Below are 16,917 nucleotides of genomic sequence, written 5' to 3'. Positions count from 1 at the left end.
GCTGATGTCCGGCGGCGGCGTCAAGCTCGCCGAGTTCCAGAACGGACAGTCGATCAACGCCGAGGACGCCGGCTTCTCGGTGTTCAGCACCGAGCAGGGCGCCCGCGCCAGCTCCACCTGCACCGCCGAGCAGAACGGCAACGCCACGACGCTCGGCCGGCCCGCCTCCGACTTCTCCGTGGAGGCCAACGGCAGCACCTACTACGAGATCGCCCGCAGCACCGACGGTCTCGGGGCCGGCGCCTACACCGTCCAGTGCGACGGCAGCTCCGGCAACCTGTTCGCCGGCCCGCGCGCCGACAACATCGGTGGCGGCGCGATGCGCATGCTCGGCCTCATCCTCGGCCCGATCCTGCTGCTGGCCGGCCTCGCCCTCATCGCGTTCTCGCTGATGCGCGGCAAGAAGGCTCAGCCCGCGACGCAGGGCGGCTACGACCAGAACCAGGGTCAGTACGGCTACGCCGGCGGCGCCGGTTACGGCCAGGGTGGCTACGGCCAGCAGGGCTACGACCAGGGCCAGGGCGGCTACGGCCAGCAGGGTTACGGCCAGCAGGCCGGTCAGTCCGGCTACGGCCAGGGCGGTTACGACCAGGGCCAGTCCGGCTACGGCCAGGGTGGCTACGGCCAGCAGGGCTACGGCCAGCAGGGCTACGACCAGGGCCAGGGCGGCTACGGCCAGCAGGGTTACGGCCAGCAGGCCGGCCAGTCCGGCTACGGCCAGGGCGGTTACGACCAGGGCCAGTCCGGCTACGGCCAGGGTGGCTACGGCCAGCAGGGCGGCCAGTCCGGCTACGGCCAGGGCGGTTTCGACCAGGGCCAGGGTGGCTACGGCCAGCAGGGCGGCCAGTCCGGTTACGGCCAGGGCGGTTTCGACCAGGGCCAGCAGGGCAACCAGGGCGGGCTCGGCCAGGGTTACGGCCAGGGCGAGGGCACCGGGCAGTCCGGCGACCACGACGCCCCCACGCAGGCGGTCCGACCGGTCGAGGGCGGCGGCGACGACGTGCACGACCAGGCCACCCGCGCCACCCCGGTGCAGGACGACCAGAAGCCGTGGCAGCAGGGCAACAACCCGACGCAGGGTTCGTCCTGGCAGAGCAACGACGACGGCCGGGGCCAGAACAACTGACCCAGACCGAGGGAACCCCGCACCGGCGCGATCCGGTGCGGGGTTCGTCGTTGCTGGCGCTGGTGCGCGCCCCCGGCACCGAGACGTACGCCCTCGTCGAGTCCGGCGACGACCCGTCCGTCGCCTCCGACGGCGGCCCCTCCTCCCGCGTCCCGGCCGGCGGCCCCTCGGCCGGGGGCCCCCGGGCGCCGGGAGACTGCGGTTCACCGGCGACGCCGGCGCGCTGCTGCCGGTGCTCGAAGAGCTCGCGCGCAGCGCGCCCGCGACCCGCCTCGTGTGGTGGGACCGCGCCGACCTCGCGCCGCTCGCGGCCCGGGGTGCCCGGCTGCGCCGCGGGTGGGACCTGCAGGAGGTCCACCGGTTGCTCGTCGGCGGCTGGTCGGCGCGCCTGGACCAGGTGTGGGCGAGCGCGGTCGGACTCCCCACGACGGCCTGCCCCCGGTGCCGACGGGCGACCTGTTCGACCTCGCCCCGGCCGCGGACGAGGGGCTGGTGCGCGCCGACGGCTACCTCGAGCCCCGGCTGCTCACCGGCGAGCTCCCCGGCCCGACCAGCTGAGCGCCTGGGGTGCGCTCGCGCTGCACGTCTGCCGGCACCAGGCCGCGCTGCTCGGCGAGCGCGGACCGCAGGCGGTGGCGACGGCGTACAGCGAGTCGGGGGCGGCGGTGCTGGTGACCGAGCTGGAGCAGCTGGGCCTCGGCGTCGACCGGCCGACGCTGGAGGGGCTGATCACCCGGTTCGCCGGCGAGCGGCCGCGCAGCGAGGCCGAGGCGGTGCGGCTGCGGCGGCAGCGCGACGCCGAGGTGCTGCGCCACGTGCTCGGTCGCGAGGGCACCGACCTGCGCAACCCGGCGCAGGTGCTGGAGCTGCTGCGCGGCGTCGGGGTGCTGGTCGACGACACCCGCTCGGGGCGGCTCGAGGCGCACCGACACACCCACCCGGTGGTCGGTCCGCTGCTGGAGTGGCGCAAGGCCGAGCGGATCGCGACGACGTACGGCTGGGGCTGGCTCGACCGGCACGTCGGCGCCGACGACCGGCTGCGCGGGTCGTGGACGGTGTGCGACGGCGGGGCGGGGCGGATGACGGCCGGCGCCGGGCTGCACAGCCTCCCCGCCGCGCTGCGGCCGGGCATCGCGGCACCCGAGGGTCGGGTGCTGCTGCGCGCCGACCTGGGGCAGGTCGAGCCACGGGTGCTGGCGGTCGTCTCGCGCGACCCGGCGTTCGCCGAGGCGAGCCGCGCCGACGACCTCTACGCCGACGTCGCCGGGCAGCTCGGCGTAGACCGCCCCACGGCCAAGATCGCGGTGCTCGCGGCGATGTACGGCCAGACCAGCGGCCCGGCCGGCGCCGCCCTGGCGCGGATGGAGCGCACCTACCCCACCGCGATGCGCTTCCTGCAGACCGCGGCACGGCGCGGTGAGCAGGTCAGCCGGTGCAGACGTACGGCGGGCGGGTGGTGCGCGTCGCGCACCCGACGAACGGCGAACAGGCCCGCGCGACAGGGCGATTCACGCGCAACGCGGTGGTGCAGGGCGCCGCGGCGGAGCTGTTCAAGGCGTGGGCGCTGACCGTGCGCGCGGCCCTCGCCGACCACGGGAGCGGCGCCGGGAGGATCGTGCTGATGCTGCACGACGAGCTGCTGATCGAGCTGCCCGAGCGTGACGCCGAGGGCGCGCTCGACCTGGTCGAGCAGACCCTCGCCGCGGCCGGCCGCCGCTGGTCGGGCGGGGCGCCGGTGCGGTTCGTCGTCGACGCCCGCCTGGTGCACCGCTGGTCGGAGGCGAAGGACTGACCCACCCCCATGCTGGTCGAGCAGGCCGAGCCGCTGGGCGAGGCCGTATCGAGACCCACGAGACCTCAGCGCAGGAAGTCGGGCCCCTCGTCGTGCCGGTCGCTCTCGACCGACTCGTCCTCGTCGACCTCGTCGGTCTCCTCGCGCAGGAACTGCTCGAGCTGCGCGCCGATCTCGTCGGCGGAGGGCAGCTCGGCCATCTCGGTGGCCAGCAGGCTCTTGCGCTCGCGGCCCTCCATGAACGTGTCGTACTGCTGCTCGAGGCCCGACACGACCTGGGTGACCTCGGGGTTCTCCTCGATCTGCCGCGCGATCTCGGCGCGGTGCAGCCCCGCCTGGGCGGCCAGGTCGGTGATCGGGATGGCCAGACCGGTCACGCCGTGGATGGCCTCCAGCGCCGCGACGGCGGCGTCGCCGAACTCGACCTGCGCGAGGTAGTGCGGCACGTGCACGGCGAACCCGACGGTGTCGGTGCCGGACTCGGCCAGCCGCAGGTGCAGCAGGTTCTCCAGGCTGGAGGGGATCTGCATGGTGCCGAAGACCGGGTCGTTCTCGGGGATGAGGCTGCGGTCGCTGGCGTAGCGCGTCATGCCGACCGGGCGGGTGTGCGGCACGGCCATCGGGATGCCCTGGGCGCTCACGACGAGGCGCACGCCGAGGAGCCGGACCAGCTGGCGCACGGCCTCGACGACCCGCTCCCACTGGTAGTCGGGCTCGGGCCCTCGAGCACGAAGAAGGCGTTGCCCTCCTCGTCGGTGACGCGGTGCAGCAGCAGCGTGGGGTCGTCGTACGACGTCAGCTGGTCGCTGCTGAACGTCATCGCCGGGCGCCGCCCGCGGTAGTCGAGCAGCTGGTCGATGTCGAAGGAGGCGATGACCTCGGCGTCGCTGACCTCGAGCACGTGGTCGATCATCAGGCGCTGGGTCATGCCGGCGTCGATCAGCCCGCCGAGCGCCACGATGAGCGTCGAGGCGTGCAGGTCGTCACGGGTCGGGTCGGTCTCCAGCCGGTAGAGCGCGGCGGGGTCCAGCACAGGTGTCTCCTGGTCGCAGGGTGGTCAACGTCTTGGTCGGGACAACGCACGACCCAGCCCGGCGATTCCCCCTCGGGGGTGGAGGGCGTACGCCCGCGGCCGGGTCGGTCAGTCCGGCACCCGCTCGCCGTGGCCCTGGTCGCGCAGCGCGGCCTTGAGCTTGGCGGCGTTGGCGTCGAGCACCTCCGGGTCCTGCCCGCGCTGGGCGTTGGCGAAGGAGATGTCGGCCTCACCGGTGATCGGGAAGACGTGCAGGTGCAGGTGCGGCACCTCGAAGCCTGCGGTCAGCAGCGACACCCGCGGCGCGTCGAACGCCGCCCGCTGCGCCAGGCCGATCTGCTGCGCCACGTCGGTGAGGTGCGCCAGCAGCGCCTGGTCGGCGTCGAGCCACTGGTCGACCTCCTCGCGCGGCACCACGATGGTGTGCCCGTCGGTGATCGGGTCGATGACCAGGAAGGCGACGCAGGTGTCGTCCTTCCACACGAACTTCCCGGGGATCTCGCCGTCGATGATCTTGGTGAACAAGGTGGCCATGCCCCGAGCCTACGGCCGCCGTCCGGCGACGGGGCGGGCATACCGTCCGAGCCTACGGCCACGCCCGTGGCGTGCTGAGTGGTCACTCGTTGCGGGTTGCGCGGCGTCAGCACCGGCAACACGTGACCACTCGGCATCGCGGTCTCGCTCCGCCACGCCGTCCTCAGCGACCGGTTGGGGTCAGGCGGTGGCGTCCTCCACCGCGTCCATGGCGGCGTAGATCCGCTTCTCCGAGACCGGGTAGGCCGTGCCGAGGCGCTGCGCGAACAGGCTGACCCGCAGCTCCTCGGTCATCCAGCGCAGCTCCACCACGTCGCGGTCGAGGCGGCGGGGCGCAGGCAGCTTCGCGAGCAGGTCGGCGCGCTCACGCTCGACCGTCGCGACGACCGCCGCACGCTCGTCGTCGCGGGGCAGGTCACCCGGCGCCTTGTCGAGCCGCTCCAGCGCCGCCCGCAGATATCGGTCGAGGTCGCGCAGGCGCCCTTGCCGGTCGCCGCCACGAAGCCCGGGAAGATCAGCTCGGCGTGCTGCTGACGTACGTCCTCGCGCAGCTGGGCCACGGACGGCTGGCTCATCGCGTCGAGCCGCAGCGTCAGCTGCCGGCTGTGGTCGAGCACCGGCACCAGGTCGTCGACGATCTCGATGACGCGCGGCACCACCTGCTGGCGCACGCCGGCGAGGGCCTGCTCGAACGCCGCGTCGCTGCGCACCTGGCCCTGCGGCTGCTCGGCCACGACCGAGTCGACGGCCGCGGCCAGGGCGTCGTCGAGCAGGTCCTGCATGGTGCCGTGCGGGTTGCTGCCGAGCGCGAGCCGCTGCCGGTTGTCGAGCAGCCCGAGGATGCGCTTCCAGGGCACGTCGGTGCCGAGCAGCAGCAGCCGCCGCACGCCGAGGCGGCTGGCGGCGTCGGCCTCCTGCCGGCTCGCCAGCACCTTGACCGCCGCCGAGTCGCCCTCGTCGACCAGCGCGGGGAAGCCCTGCACGCTGCGCTTGCCCTGCTTGGTCTCGAACGTCGCGGGCAGGTCGCCGAAGCTCCACTGCCGCAAGCCTTCGCGCTCGACCGACGACGCGGCTCGCGCGATCGTCGAGCGCACCCGTCCGGCCATCTGCTGCTGCAGCTCGCCGAGCACCTTCCCCTCGGCGAGCCGGCGGCGCCGGTGGTCCTCGACGCGGAACGTCATGCGCAGGTGGTCGGGCACCCGCGCCCAGTCGAAGTCGGCCGCAGCGACCGGCGCACCGACCCGCTCGCGCAGCGCCCTGGCCAGCGCCTCGTCGAGCGGACCGTCCTCGAGGCCGATCGTCGCGAGCGCGGCCCGCGCGTGGTCGGGCGCGGGCACGACACTGCGGCGGATCGCCTTGGGCAGCGACTTGATCAGCGCCACCGCGAGCTCCTCGCGCATGCCGGGCACCAACCAGTCGAACCCCTCGTCGTCGACCTGGTTGAGCTGCTCGACCGGGATGTGCACCGTGACGCCGTCGGCGTCGGTGCCGGGCTCGAACTGATAGGTCAGCCGCAGCCGCAGCTCGCCCTGCCGCCAGCTCTTGGGGAAGGCCGACTGGTCGACCTCCTCGGCTCCCTCGGCCAGCAGCAGCTCGCGGCTGTAGGTCAGCAGGTCGGGCGTCTCGCGCGACTGCTTCTTCCACCAGGCGTCGAAATGCGCTGCAGACACGACGGACTCGGGGATCCGCTCGTCGTAGAACTCCATCAGCGCGTGGTCGTCGACGAGCAGGTCACGGCGTCGCGCCCGCGCCTCGAGGTCGGACAGCTCGCGGACCAGCTGCTGGTTCTCGCGGAAGAACGCGTGCCGCGTCTCCCAGTCGCCCTCGACCAGCGCGTTGCGGATGAACAGCTCGCGAGAGAGCACCGGGTCGACCGACCCGTAGCCGACCTGCCGCCCGGCCACCAGCGGCACGCCGTACAGCGTCACCCGCTCGGCCGCCATGACGCTGCCGCGCTTGCGCGACCAGTGGGGCTCGGCGTACGTCCGCTTCACCAGGTGCGCAGCGGCGCGTTCGACCCAGGCCGGGTCGGTGACGGCGTTGGTGCGCGCCCACAACCGGGTGGTCTCGACGAGCTCGGCCGACATGACCCAGTCCGGCTGCCGGCGGAACAGCGTCGAGCCCGGCTGGATCGCGAACCGTGCACCGCGGGCGCCGAAGTAGTCGCGGCGGTCGCGGTCGCGCAGACCGACGTGCGACAGCAGCCCGGTGAGCAGCGCCTGGTGGATCTGGTCGGGCGAAGCGTCGTTGTCGCTGCGCACAAGGCCCTGCTGCTTGCACGCCTGCCGCAGCTGGGTGTGCAGGTCCTGCCACTCGCGCACCCGCAGGTAGTGCAGGAACTCGCGCTTGCACATGCGCCGAAAAGCGCTGCCGCTCAACGCTTTCTGCTGCTCCTTGAGGTATCGCCAGAGGTTGAGGTAGCCGACGAAGTCGGAGTGCTCGTCCTTGAACCGGGCGTGGCTCTGGTCGGCCTGCGCCTGCTGGTCGGCCGGCCGCTCCCGCGGGTCCTGGATCGACAGCGCCGCCACGATCACGAGCACCTCGCGCAGCGAGCCGTTCTCCGAGGCGGCCACCAGCATGCGCGCCAGCCGCGGGTCGACCGGCAGCGTCGCGATCGCCCGGCCGACCGCCGTCAGCCGCTTGCGCGGGTCCACCGCGTGCGGGTCGACCGCCTGGAGCTCCTCGAGCAGCCGCAGACCGTCGGTGATCTGCCGCGAGTCGGGCGGGTCGACGAACGGGAAGCGCGCGATGTCGCCGAGGCCCAGCGAGGTCATCTGCAGGATGACCGAGGCCAGGTTGGTGCGCTGGATCTCCGGGTCGGTGAACTCCGGCCGGGCGGCGAAGTCCTCCTCGGAGTAGAGCCGGATGCAGATCCCGTCGGCGAGCCGCCCGGCACGACCGGTGCGCTGCGTCGCCGAGGCCTGCGAGACCGGCTCGATCGGCAGCCGCTGCACCTTGAGCCGCTGGCTGTAGCGGGAGATGCGCGCCGTGCCGGTGTCGATGACGTACCGGATGCCCGGCACGGTGAGCGAGGTCTCGGCGACGTTGGTGGCCAGCACGACCCGGCGACCGCTGTGCCGGCTGAACACCCGGTGCTGCTCGGCCGCCGACAACCGGGCGAACAGCGGCAGGATCTCGGTGCTGGGCAGCTGCAGACCCGCCAACGCCTCTGCAGCGTCACGGATCTCGCGCTCGCCCGAGCAGAAGACGAGGATGTCCTGCGGCCCGCCGTCGGGCCGCGCCTCGGTCCACAGCTCCTCGACCGCCTCGACGATGCCGGTGACCTGGTCGACGTCGACCTCGGCCGCGCCCTCCCCGTCCCCTCGGTGCGCACCAGCGGGCGATAGCGCACCTCGACGGGGTACGTCCGCCCCGACACTTCGATGATGGGCGCCGGAACCCCTTCGACCGCAAAGTGATTCGCGAACTTCTCGGGGTCGATGGTGGCCGAGGTGATGATCACCTTGAGGTCGGGGCGGCGCGGCAGCAGCTGCTTGAGGTAGCCGAGGATGAAGTCGATGTTGAGCGACCGCTCGTGCGCCTCGTCGATGATCAGCGTGTCGTAGCGGCGCAGGTCGCGGTCGCGCTGCATCTCCGACAGCAGGATGCCGTCGGTCATCACCTTGACCAGGGTGTCGCGCTGCGCCTGCTCGGTGAAGCGCACCTGGTAGCCGATCTGCTGGCCCAGCTCGACGTCGAGCTCCTCGGCGATCCGCTCGGCGACCGACCGGGCGGCGATGCGCCGCGGCTGGGTGTGGCCGATCGTCCCGTCGATGCCGCGCCCCAGCTCCAGGCAGATCTTCGGCAGCTGGGTGGTCTTCCCGGAGCCGGTCTCGCCGGCGACGACCACGACCTGGTGGTCGCGGATCGCCGCGGCGATGTCGTCGCGAGCCGCCGAGACGGGCAGCGCCTCGGGATAGGTGATGGCGGGCACCGTCGCCCGGCGCCGCTCCTGCCGCGCGCGGCGCTGCTCGGGCGACTCCGGCGTACGTCGGTGGCCGCGTCCGCGCCCCCGTCGGCGGGGCGGACGCGACTCGGCGGGGGCAGCAGAACTCATCAGTCCCCCATCTTCCCACCCGCCGCTCGCGGCCCGCTCCCCCGTTCCTCAGCGGGAGGGGGACCGGCGCAGCGCGAACGGCCACACCACGGCGGCCAGCACGATCGTCACGACCCACACCGCCATGCAGTAGGGGCACAGCGCCTCGATCACCACGATGCTCTGGTACGCCAGCCACGCCACGAGCGCGAGCCCGGCCAGGATGCCGAGCGACAGGCCCTTCCAGATCCACCCCGGGAAGCGGGTGCCGGCGAGCGCGGCCACGCCGATCGTCAGCACGATCGCGAAGCCGATGAGCCCGAGGTAGGGGTTGGGGAAGCCGAGCAGCGCCGACTGCTCGGACTGCATCACGGCCGTGCAGTTGACCTTCTCGTTGACGCTGCACGAGGGCCGGTAGAACGGGTTGACGAGCAGCTGGTACTTCTCGATCGACAGCACCAGGGCGGCGGCCAGGCCGATCAGCCCGGCCACCGTCACGACGGCGGCGCGCCACCGCGGCATCGCCACCCCGTGCCCGCTCATGCCTTGTTGGCGTCGCGCACCCGGTTACGGATGTCGTCGACGCTCTGCGGCTGGAACGGCTGGCCGTTGAAGAAGAAGCTCGGAGTCCCTTGCAGCCGAAGGGCGTTCGCGTCGCTCAGGTCGGCCTGCACCCGGCTCGTGACCGACTGGGAGGTGCGGTCGCGCTGCCACTGGGTCAGGTCGACGCCGGCGGCCTGGGCGAAGCCGCGCAGCTGCTGGTCGACCGGGCCCTGCTGCTCGGTCCACGCGCTCTGGTTCTGGAACAGCTGGCGATACATCGGCTCCAGCTTGCCCTGCCGGGCGGCGGCCTCGGCGGCCTGCGCGGCCGGCACCGAGTTGCGGTGACCATTGAGCGGGAAGTAGCGGATGGCGTACGTCAGCTGGCCCTTGAGCTCCTCGCGCAGCTGCTCGATGACCGGGAAGATCCCGCCGCAGGCCTCGCACTCGAAGTCGAGGAACTCCACGAGCACCGCCTTGGTGCTGGCGGCGTCGAGCAGGTGCGAGGTCGGTCGCAGCCAGGTGCCGTAGGACAGCCCGGCCGGGTGCTTCAGCGGCGTCGCCTGCGTCGCGCCGCCGGAGCCGGAGGCCCCCGACCCGGACGCAGACGTCCCGGAGCCGCCGCCGGAGCTCGCGTCGTCGCTGCAGCCGGCGAGGGCCAGCGCGCCCAGCACCGAGCCCCCGACGAGCGCGCTGCGCCGGGTCACTCCCCGACGGCGCGTCGTCGGGCGCCAGGCTCGGTCACCGGAAGCGGTTCGTACGTCTGCTGATTCGCTCACCACGCGGCGCACCCTAGGCGGTGCGCCTGAAGACTGGCTGGACGCTCGCTGGTCAGCCCTTCGCGGCGGCGAACCCCTGCTCGAGGTCGGCGATGATGTCGTCGATGTGCTCGATGCCGACCGAGAGGCGCACCAGTCCGGGGGTGACCCCGGCGGCCAGCCGGTCCTCGTCGCCGCCCTGGCTGTGCGTGGTCGAGGCGGGGTGGATGACCAGCGAGCGCACGTCGCCGATGTTGGCCACGTGCGAGTGCAGCGTCACGCCGTCGACGAAGCGCCGCCCGGCGTCGATGCCGCCGACGATCTCGAAGGCGAGCACCGCGCCCGCGCCGCGCGGGGCGTACTTCTGCGCCTGCTCGTAGCTGTCGTCGCCGGGCAGCGAGGCCCAGCGCACCGACTCGACCTGGTCGTGGCCCTGCAGGAACTCCGCAACCTTGCGGGTGTTCTCCAGGTGCCGCTCGACGCGCAGGCTCAGCGTCTCCAGCCCCTGCGCGATGAGGAAGGCGTCGAACGCCGAGCTCGCCGGCCCCAGGTCGCGCAGCAGCTGCACGCGCGCCTTGAGGATGAACGCCAGGTTGGCGCCGAGCTCGCTGCCGACGCCGAGGTCACGGGCGTAGACCAGCCCGTGGTAGCTCTCCTCGGGCGTGTTGTAGTTGGGGAACTTCTCGGGGTCCTTGCCGAAGTCGAAGCTGCCGCCGTCGACGATGACGCCGGCGATGGTGGTGCCGTGGCCGCCGAGGTACTTCGTCGCCGAGTGCACCACGATGTCGGCCCCGTGCTCGAGCGGGCGGGTGACGAACGGCGTCGCGATGGTGTTGTCGACCACCAGCGGCACCCCGAGGTCGTGCGCCACCGCGGCCACCCCCTCGATGTCGAGCACCTCGCTCTTGGGGTTGGAGATCGTCTCGCCGAAGAACAGCTTGGTGTTGTCCTTCGCGGCCGCGCGCCACGACTCGGGGTCGTTGGGGTCCTCGACGAAGGTGACCTCGATGCCGTACTTCGGGAGCGTGTACTTCAGCAGGTTGAACGTGCCGCCGTAGAGCGAGGGGCTGGCCACCACGTGGTCCCCGGCCTCGGCGATGTTGAGGATGGCCAGGGTCTCGGCCGCCTGGCCGCTGGCGACGAGCAGCGCGGCGACGCCACCCTCGAGGCTCGCGATCCGCTGCTCCACCACGTCGTGCGTGGGGTTCATCAGGCGGGAGTAGATGTTGCCGAACTCCTTGAGCCCGAACAGGTTCGCCGCCTGCTCGGTGTCCTTGAAGACGTACGACGTCGTCTGGTAGATCGGCAGCGCCCGGGCCCCCGTGGTCGGGTCGGGCTCCTGGCCGGCGTGCAGCTGGCGGGTCTCGAAGGACCAGCTGGGGCTGGTGGTCTCGGTGGTCATGGCCGTCTCCTCGCGTCGATCGGTCGCCACCGGCCCCGCGCCGGTGGCGCTGCGGGTTCAGGGACTCTGCGCCCGCGCTTGCCGGGCCCTCCCGTCGGGCTCCGGCCAGGTCTGTTCCCGGGGCACCCCACCGCGGAGGAGGGTTGCCGGCCAGCGAGCCGGGACTTGGCGCTGGCGCTCTTGACCTGCGTCGAGCGTACGACAGCGTCTTGACGCGCAGGACGCCGCTCTCGCATCGCGAGAAGGGTCGGCGCCGGACCGGGTCAGGCCAGCTGGGTCAGGGCGTGGATGACCAGGCCGACGAGCCCGCCGACGACGGTGCCGTTGATCCGGATGAACTGCAGGTCTCGCCCGACCTGCAGCTCGATGCGGCGGGCGGCCTCGTCGCCGTCCCAGCGCGCCACGGTCTGGGAGATGAGGGTGGAGATCTCGCGGCCGTGGGTCTGCACGACGTAGCCCACGGCGTCGCCGAGCCGGCGCTCGAGCGAGTCGCGCAGGTCGGCGTCGCGCACGACCCGGTCACCGAGGTCGGCGAGGATCACCGCGAGGCGGGTGCGCAGCGGGCCGTCGGGGTCGCCCAGCGCGTCGACGACCGTGCGCTGCACCGACCCCCAGAGCGAGAGCATCCCGTCGGCGACGCCGGGGTGCAGCAGCAGCCGGGCCTTGAGCTGCTCGGCGCGCTGCATGGTCGAGGGGTCGTGCTGCAGGTCCTGCGCGAGCTGGCGCAGCAGGTCGTCGAGCGCGCGCCGGGCGGGGTGCTGCGGCTGGTCGCGCACGTCGGTGAGCCAGCTCATGATCTCGACGTACATGCGGTCGATGACCGTGTCGTCGAGCCACTTGGGCGACCACCAGGGGCGCGCTCGCCGATGATGCCGGCGATGACGGCCTTGTTGGCCGAGGCCCAGGTGTGCAGCTCGCGGGTGGCGATGTCGACCAGCCCGTGGTGCGAGCCGTCCTCGACCACACCCTCCAGCAGGCTGCCGGCCACCGGGCTGATCGGCTCGCGGGCCAGACGCGGAAGCAGGAAGTTCTCCAGCAGGGTGCGCACCTCGTCGTCGCGCACCGACCCCACGGCGTGGGCCAGGGTGGGCGCCACCTCCTGCACCACGCGGTCGGCGTTCTCCGGCTGGCGCAGCCACTCCCCAGGCGCAGCGTGACGTCGGCCTGCGCGAGCCGCTCCTGGACCAGCTCGGGGGTGAGGAAGTTCTCGGTGACGAAGTCCTCCAGGCTCGCGCCGAGCTGGTCCTTCTTGCGCGGGATCAGCGCGGTGTGCGGCACCTTGAGGCCGAGCGGGTGGCGGAACAGCGCGGTCACGGCGAACCAGTCGGCGACCGCACCGACCATCGCGGCCTCGGAGGCCGCGTTGACGTATCCCCAGAAGCCGTCGCGGTCCAGGGTGAGCACGAAGATCACCGCGGCCAGGCCGAGCAGCCCCGTGGCGACCAGCCGCATCCGGCGCAGGCCGGCGCGACGCTGCTCGTCGGCCGGGCCCAGCAACGGGCCGGCGACAGCATCAGGGCGGGTGGACTGGGTCACGCTCGAGGTTCCTTCGCGTCACGCGGGACGACAACGGCGGCAACCCTATCCGGCACCACGCGGCGCACCGTCGGGCAGCGGCCTGTCACCGGTGCGTCCCGACGCGCAGACGCCGCGCGGGTGGCCCGCGCGGCGTCTGTGATCCGGTCTCCCGGAGCGGTCACGACCTACTTGGCCGTCCAGGCCAGCTCGGCGTCGCCGTTGGAATCGTCGTTGAAGACCAGGGAGTACTTGCTCAGGTCGGCGCCCACCGGCACGGCGAATGCCAGCTTCTTGGTCAGCGTGTCGCCGGGGCTCAGCGACTCGACATCGAGCTTGTCGCTGCCGGAGATCACCGCGTTCAGCACGTCTGCCTTGCAGGGGTTGCCGGACTGGTCGGTCAGTCCGAACTTCAGGTAGCTCGCCGTGAAGAAGTCGCCGTCCGAGAGCTTCAGGGTCACCGGGTAGATCACCGTCTGCTTCCCCTCGCCAGGGAAGAAGCTGTTCCCGCTGGAGGTGTCGAGGGTGGGCGGACCGAAGCTGATGTCGATGGTGCCGCCGACGCCCTTGCCCTTCTGCACCGTGTTCAGGGGCTTGGCGCCCACCGACCCACGATCGATCGTGTACGACCCGGAGTCCTCGCACACGGCACCTCCGCTGCCGCTGCCCGACGGGGCAGGTGCCGCCGAGCTCGCCGGCGCTGACGTGGGCGCCGGCGCTGGCTGCTCGGTGGTCGACGGCGCGGGGGCCGGGGCCTGGCTCGTGGGAGCAGGCTCCTGGGTCTGGCTCGGCGACGGCGGCTGGGACGCGGCCGTGGGAGGCGCGGCGGTCGGCGCCTCGTCCTGGCACGCCGACAAGGTCATGGCGGCGAGGACGGCGGGCACCACGGCCAGGCCGGCGCGGCGGGTGGTCTGCTTGTTCATGGGATTCGATTCCTCTCGTAGCGGCCGGCTCAGTTGCCGTTCCAGGCAAGCTGGGCGTCGCCACCGCTGTAGTCGTCGGCGAACAGGACATAGATCTTGGACAGGTCAGCGCCGGCCGGAACCGCGAACGCTGCCTTGCCCGAGGCAGTGTCGCCCTGCTGCAGGATCTCGATCGGCAGCCTCTGACCGCGGGGCACCACGATCCCGAAGTCGGCACTGCAGGGCTCGTCCGAGGAATCCACGAGACCGATCGAGAGCGGGGTCGAGACGTAGGAGTCGGACACGGCCTTGACGGTGACCGGGTAGATGACCGTCTGCATCCCGTCCCCCGGGAAGTAGGAGTCCCCTGAGGAGCTGTCGACCGTCGGCTTTCCGATGGTCACCTCCACCTCTCCGCCCTTGTCGGTCTTGGCCCGCTGCGCCGTGCCCACCGGCTTGGGCTGCACCGAACCGCGCTCCAGGGTGTAGGAGGAGGAGCTGTCACACTGGCCGGCGCCGCCGCTGCTCGGGGCCGGGGCCGGGGCAGCCGTGGACGAGGGCGCCGGGGCGGGAGCTTGTGACGAAGGAGCAGGCGCGGGTGCCTGGCTGGTCGGAGCAGGCCCCTGGGTCTGGCTCGGTGACGGCGGCTGAGACGCGGCCGTGGGAGGCGCGGCGGTCGGCGCCTCGTCCTGACACGCCGACAGCGTCATTGCGGCGAGGACGGCGGGCGCGACCAGGAAGCTGGCGCGGCGGGACTTGTTCATGAGTTTCTCGTTCCTTCTCGGCATTCCTAGTCCGGTCAGCTGCCGTTCCAGGCCAGCTCTGCCTTGCCTGCGTCGTAGTTGTCGGCGAACAGGACGTAGATCTTGGACATGTCGGTGCCAGCCGGGACGGCGTACGCCGCCTTGGCCGACTTGACGTCACCCGTACGAAGGCTCTCGACCGGCATCCGCTCACTGCGCTTGACCACCGTCCCGTAGTCCCGCGCGCATGCGTTGTCGCTGGCGTCAGCCACACCGAAAGCGAGGTAGGTCGTGACGTAGAAGCTTCCCGAGATGAGCTTGACCGTGATGGGGTAGATCACGGCCTGCATCCCGTCCCCCGGGAAGAAGGTGTCGCCAGACGAGTTGTCGATCGTGGGCTTGCCAACCGTCACCTCGACCTCGCTGCCATTCTCGGTCGTGACTCGTTGGGGTGTGCCCACCGGCTTGGGCTGCACCGAACCGCGTTCGAGGGTGTAGGACGAAGACTCCTCGCACTGGCCGGCGCCGCCGCTGCTCGGGGCCGGGGCCGGGGCAGCCGTGGACGAGGGCGCCGGGGCGGGAGCTTGTGACGAAGGAGCAGGCGCGGGTGCCTGGCTGGTCGGAGCAGGCCCCTGGGTCTGGCTCGGTGACGGCGGCTGAGACGCGGCCGTGGGAGGCGCGGCGGTCGGCGCCTCGTCCTGACAAGCCGACAGCGTCATTGCGGCGAGGACGGCGGGCGCGACCAGGAAGCTGGCGCGGCGGGTCTTGTTCATCGTTCTCTCGTTTCCTCTCGATGCTCTTCGGCAGCTGCCCAGCAGCCTCGTCCAGGGGCGACGCTGTGACGTCGGTCGCCCGTTCGACGTTCCGCCGCAGTGCAGTCCACCGTCCTGGAGCGGGAGGGGCGCCACGCGGGATCCGCGTGGCGCCCCTCGATGCGTTGCCCGGTAGCGGCCTACTTCGCCGTCCAGGCGAGGTCGGCGTCACCGGGGTAGTTCTCCTTGTAGACCACCGTGTACTTGCTGAGGTCGGCTCCCACCGGCACCGCGAACGCCAGCTTCTTGGTGACGGTGTCCCCCGAGTTCAACGACTGGACGTCCAGCTTGTCGCTCCCGGAGAGCACGGCGCTCAGCACGTCCGCCTTGCAGGAGGTGCCGGCCTCGTCGTTGAGCCCGAACTTCAGGTAGGTCGTGGTCCAGTAGTCACCCTCGGTCAGCTTGATGGTCACCGGGTAGATGACCGTCTGCATTCCCTCGCCCGGGAAGAAGCTGTCGCCGGAGGAGGTGTCGACGGTCGGCGCACCGAAGCTGATGTCGGCGGTGCCACCCGAGCCTTTGCCCTTCTGGACCGTGTTCAGCGGCTTGGCAGCCACCGAGCCGCGATCGATTGCGAAGGATGAGGTGTTCTCGCAGCCACCCCCGCGCCGCTCCCGCTGGGGGCGGGAGCCGCGGACGACGACGGCGCGTCCTGCGTCGGTGCCGGCGCCGGTTGCTCGGAGGTCGACGGTGCAGGGGCCGGCTGCTCGGTCTGCGTCGGGGCCGGCTGCTGCGTCGGGGCCGGCTGCTGCGTCTGGGTGGGCGAGGGCGGCTGGGAGGCCGGCGTCGGCGGCGCCGCCGTCGGGGCCTGGTCCTGGCACGCCGACAGTGTCATCGCCGCCAGGACGGCGGGCACCACAGCCAGACTGGCTCGGCGGGTCTTGCTCATAGCGTTCGGTTTCCTCTCGGGTGCCAGACAGCGCCGCCGCTGTCGAGCTGGGTCGTCATGCATCGGTGAGGCGGCCACGCCAGCGGGTCACTTGGCCGTCCAGGCCAGCTCGGCGTCGCCAGAGTTGTAGTCGTCGGCGAAGACGACGCTGTACTTGCTCAGGTCGGCGCCGATCGGGACGGCGAAGGCGATCTTCTTGGTCAGGCTCGAACCCTCCTGGACGGTCTCGACCTCGAACTGCTCCCCTTCGGCAGCACCCCGCCGAGAGTGTCCGGCTGACACGGGTTGTCCTGGTCGTCGACGAGCCCGTACGCGAGCCTGGCCACGACGAAGTTGCCGTTGGTGATCTTCATGGTCACCGGGTAGATCACCGTCTGCATCCCGTCACCCGGGAAGAAGCTGTCCCCACCGGAGGTGTCGATCTCGGGGTTGCCGATCCGGATCTCGGCCGTGCGGTCGGAGAGGCTCGTGCCGGTCTGCGCGGTGCTCAGGGGCTTTGGCTGCACCGAACCGCGCTTGATGGGAAACAGCGAGCTGCTCTCGCACTGACCGCCCGCACCACTACCGCTCGGAGCCGGCGCGGCGGACGACGACGGGGGCTGGGTCGTCGGTGCCGGGGCAGGCGCCTCGGACGTGCTCGGAGCGGGAGCCGGCGCCTGGGTCGACGGGGCGGGCTGCTGCGTCTGCTGCGTCTGCGTGGGCGACGGCGGCTGTGACGCCGGCGTCGGAGGGGCGGCCGTGGGCGCTTCGTCCTGGCACGCCGACAAGGTCATCGCGGCGAGGACGGCGGGCACCATCAGGAGGCTGGCGCGGCGGTTCTTCATGGTGCGGTCCC

12 protein-coding genes, 3 pseudogenes and 1 riboswitch are annotated in these 16,917 nt (G+C 72.1%); of the genes and pseudogenes, 3 read left to right on the top strand and 12 right to left on the bottom strand.

The features are described 5' to 3' along the window. Positions 1–4 precede the first annotated feature (4 nt). From QUE40_RS05990 to QUE40_RS05980, 3 genes are all read left to right on the top strand, one after another. Complete coding sequence (locus tag QUE40_RS05990) at positions 5–1,126, top strand: hypothetical protein (protein WP_289232589.1); 1,122 nt, start codon at positions 5–7, stop codon at positions 1,124–1,126. A gap of 632 nt (positions 1,127–1,758) precedes the next feature. Then, entirely contained in the window at positions 1,759–2,694 is a 936-nt protein-coding gene (locus QUE40_RS05985; RefSeq protein ID WP_289232588.1) for a DNA polymerase, read from the top strand. Next, entirely contained in the window at positions 2,580–2,918 is a 339-nt protein-coding gene (locus QUE40_RS05980) for a DNA polymerase (protein ID WP_350227083.1), read from the top strand. The genes QUE40_RS05985 and QUE40_RS05980 overlap by 115 nt, the downstream gene beginning before the upstream one ends. A 65-nt stretch (positions 2,919–2,983) precedes the next feature. Here QUE40_RS05980 and QUE40_RS05975 read toward each other — a convergent pair. From QUE40_RS05975 to QUE40_RS05920, 12 genes and pseudogenes are all read right to left on the bottom strand, one after another. Then, positions 2,984–3,831, bottom strand: a pseudogene (locus tag QUE40_RS05975) (proteasome assembly chaperone family protein). Between the two features lie 228 nt (positions 3,832–4,059). Beyond that, entirely contained in the window at positions 4,060–4,485 is a 426-nt protein-coding gene (locus QUE40_RS05970; RefSeq protein WP_289232587.1) for an HIT family protein, read from the bottom strand. A 180-nt stretch (positions 4,486–4,665) separates the two neighbouring features. Further along, a pseudogene (hrpA, locus tag QUE40_RS05965) lies at positions 4,666–8,410 on the bottom strand (ATP-dependent RNA helicase HrpA); the annotation flags it as partial. Between the two features lie 180 nt (positions 8,411–8,590). Continuing rightward, complete coding sequence (locus tag QUE40_RS05960) at positions 8,591–9,064, bottom strand: vitamin K epoxide reductase family protein (RefSeq protein WP_289232586.1); 474 nt, start codon at positions 9,062–9,064, stop codon at positions 8,591–8,593. Then, a complete protein-coding gene (locus tag QUE40_RS05955; RefSeq protein ID WP_289232585.1) occupies positions 9,061–9,768 on the bottom strand; it encodes a DsbA family protein in 708 nt (235 codons plus the stop codon). The genes QUE40_RS05960 and QUE40_RS05955 overlap by 4 nt, the downstream gene beginning before the upstream one ends. 124 nt (positions 9,769–9,892) lie before the next feature. After that, positions 9,893–11,221, bottom strand: a complete 1,329-nt coding sequence (locus QUE40_RS05950) for a bifunctional o-acetylhomoserine/o-acetylserine sulfhydrylase (protein WP_289232584.1) — start codon at positions 11,219–11,221, stop codon at positions 9,893–9,895. Between the two features lie 69 nt (positions 11,222–11,290). Next, a riboswitch (SAM riboswitch) is annotated at positions 11,291–11,407 on the bottom strand. A gap of 77 nt (positions 11,408–11,484) precedes the next feature. Continuing rightward, positions 11,485–12,565: pseudogene (locus QUE40_RS05945) on the bottom strand (DUF445 domain-containing protein). Positions 12,566–12,924: 359 nt separating this feature from the next. Beyond that, the gene (locus tag QUE40_RS05940; protein WP_289232583.1) at positions 12,925–13,659 is read right to left on the bottom strand and encodes a hypothetical protein; all 735 of its coding nucleotides are present in this window, start codon (positions 13,657–13,659) and stop codon (positions 12,925–12,927) included. Positions 13,660–13,688: 29 nt separating this feature from the next. Further along, positions 13,689–14,402 (bottom strand): hypothetical protein, encoded by a 714-nt coding sequence (locus QUE40_RS05935; protein ID WP_289232582.1) that lies wholly within the window; start codon positions 14,400–14,402, stop codon positions 13,689–13,691. Between the two features lie 35 nt (positions 14,403–14,437). After that, positions 14,438–15,154: a hypothetical protein gene (locus QUE40_RS05930; protein WP_289232581.1), complete on the bottom strand. Its 717-nt coding sequence runs from the start codon at positions 15,152–15,154 to the stop codon at positions 14,438–14,440. A 179-nt stretch (positions 15,155–15,333) separates the two neighbouring features. Further along, positions 15,334–15,750 (bottom strand): hypothetical protein, encoded by a 417-nt coding sequence (locus tag QUE40_RS05925; RefSeq protein ID WP_289232580.1) that lies wholly within the window; start codon positions 15,748–15,750, stop codon positions 15,334–15,336. 419 nt (positions 15,751–16,169) lie between these two features. Then, complete coding sequence (locus tag QUE40_RS05920) at positions 16,170–16,364, bottom strand: hypothetical protein (protein ID WP_289232579.1); 195 nt, start codon at positions 16,362–16,364, stop codon at positions 16,170–16,172. Positions 16,365–16,917 lie beyond the last annotated feature (553 nt).

The organism is Barrientosiimonas endolithica (genome assembly GCF_030296655.1).
GTDB lineage: Bacteria > Actinomycetota > Actinomycetes > Actinomycetales > Dermatophilaceae > Barrientosiimonas > Barrientosiimonas humi.
This window is presented reverse-complemented; position numbering and strand designations above follow the sequence as displayed.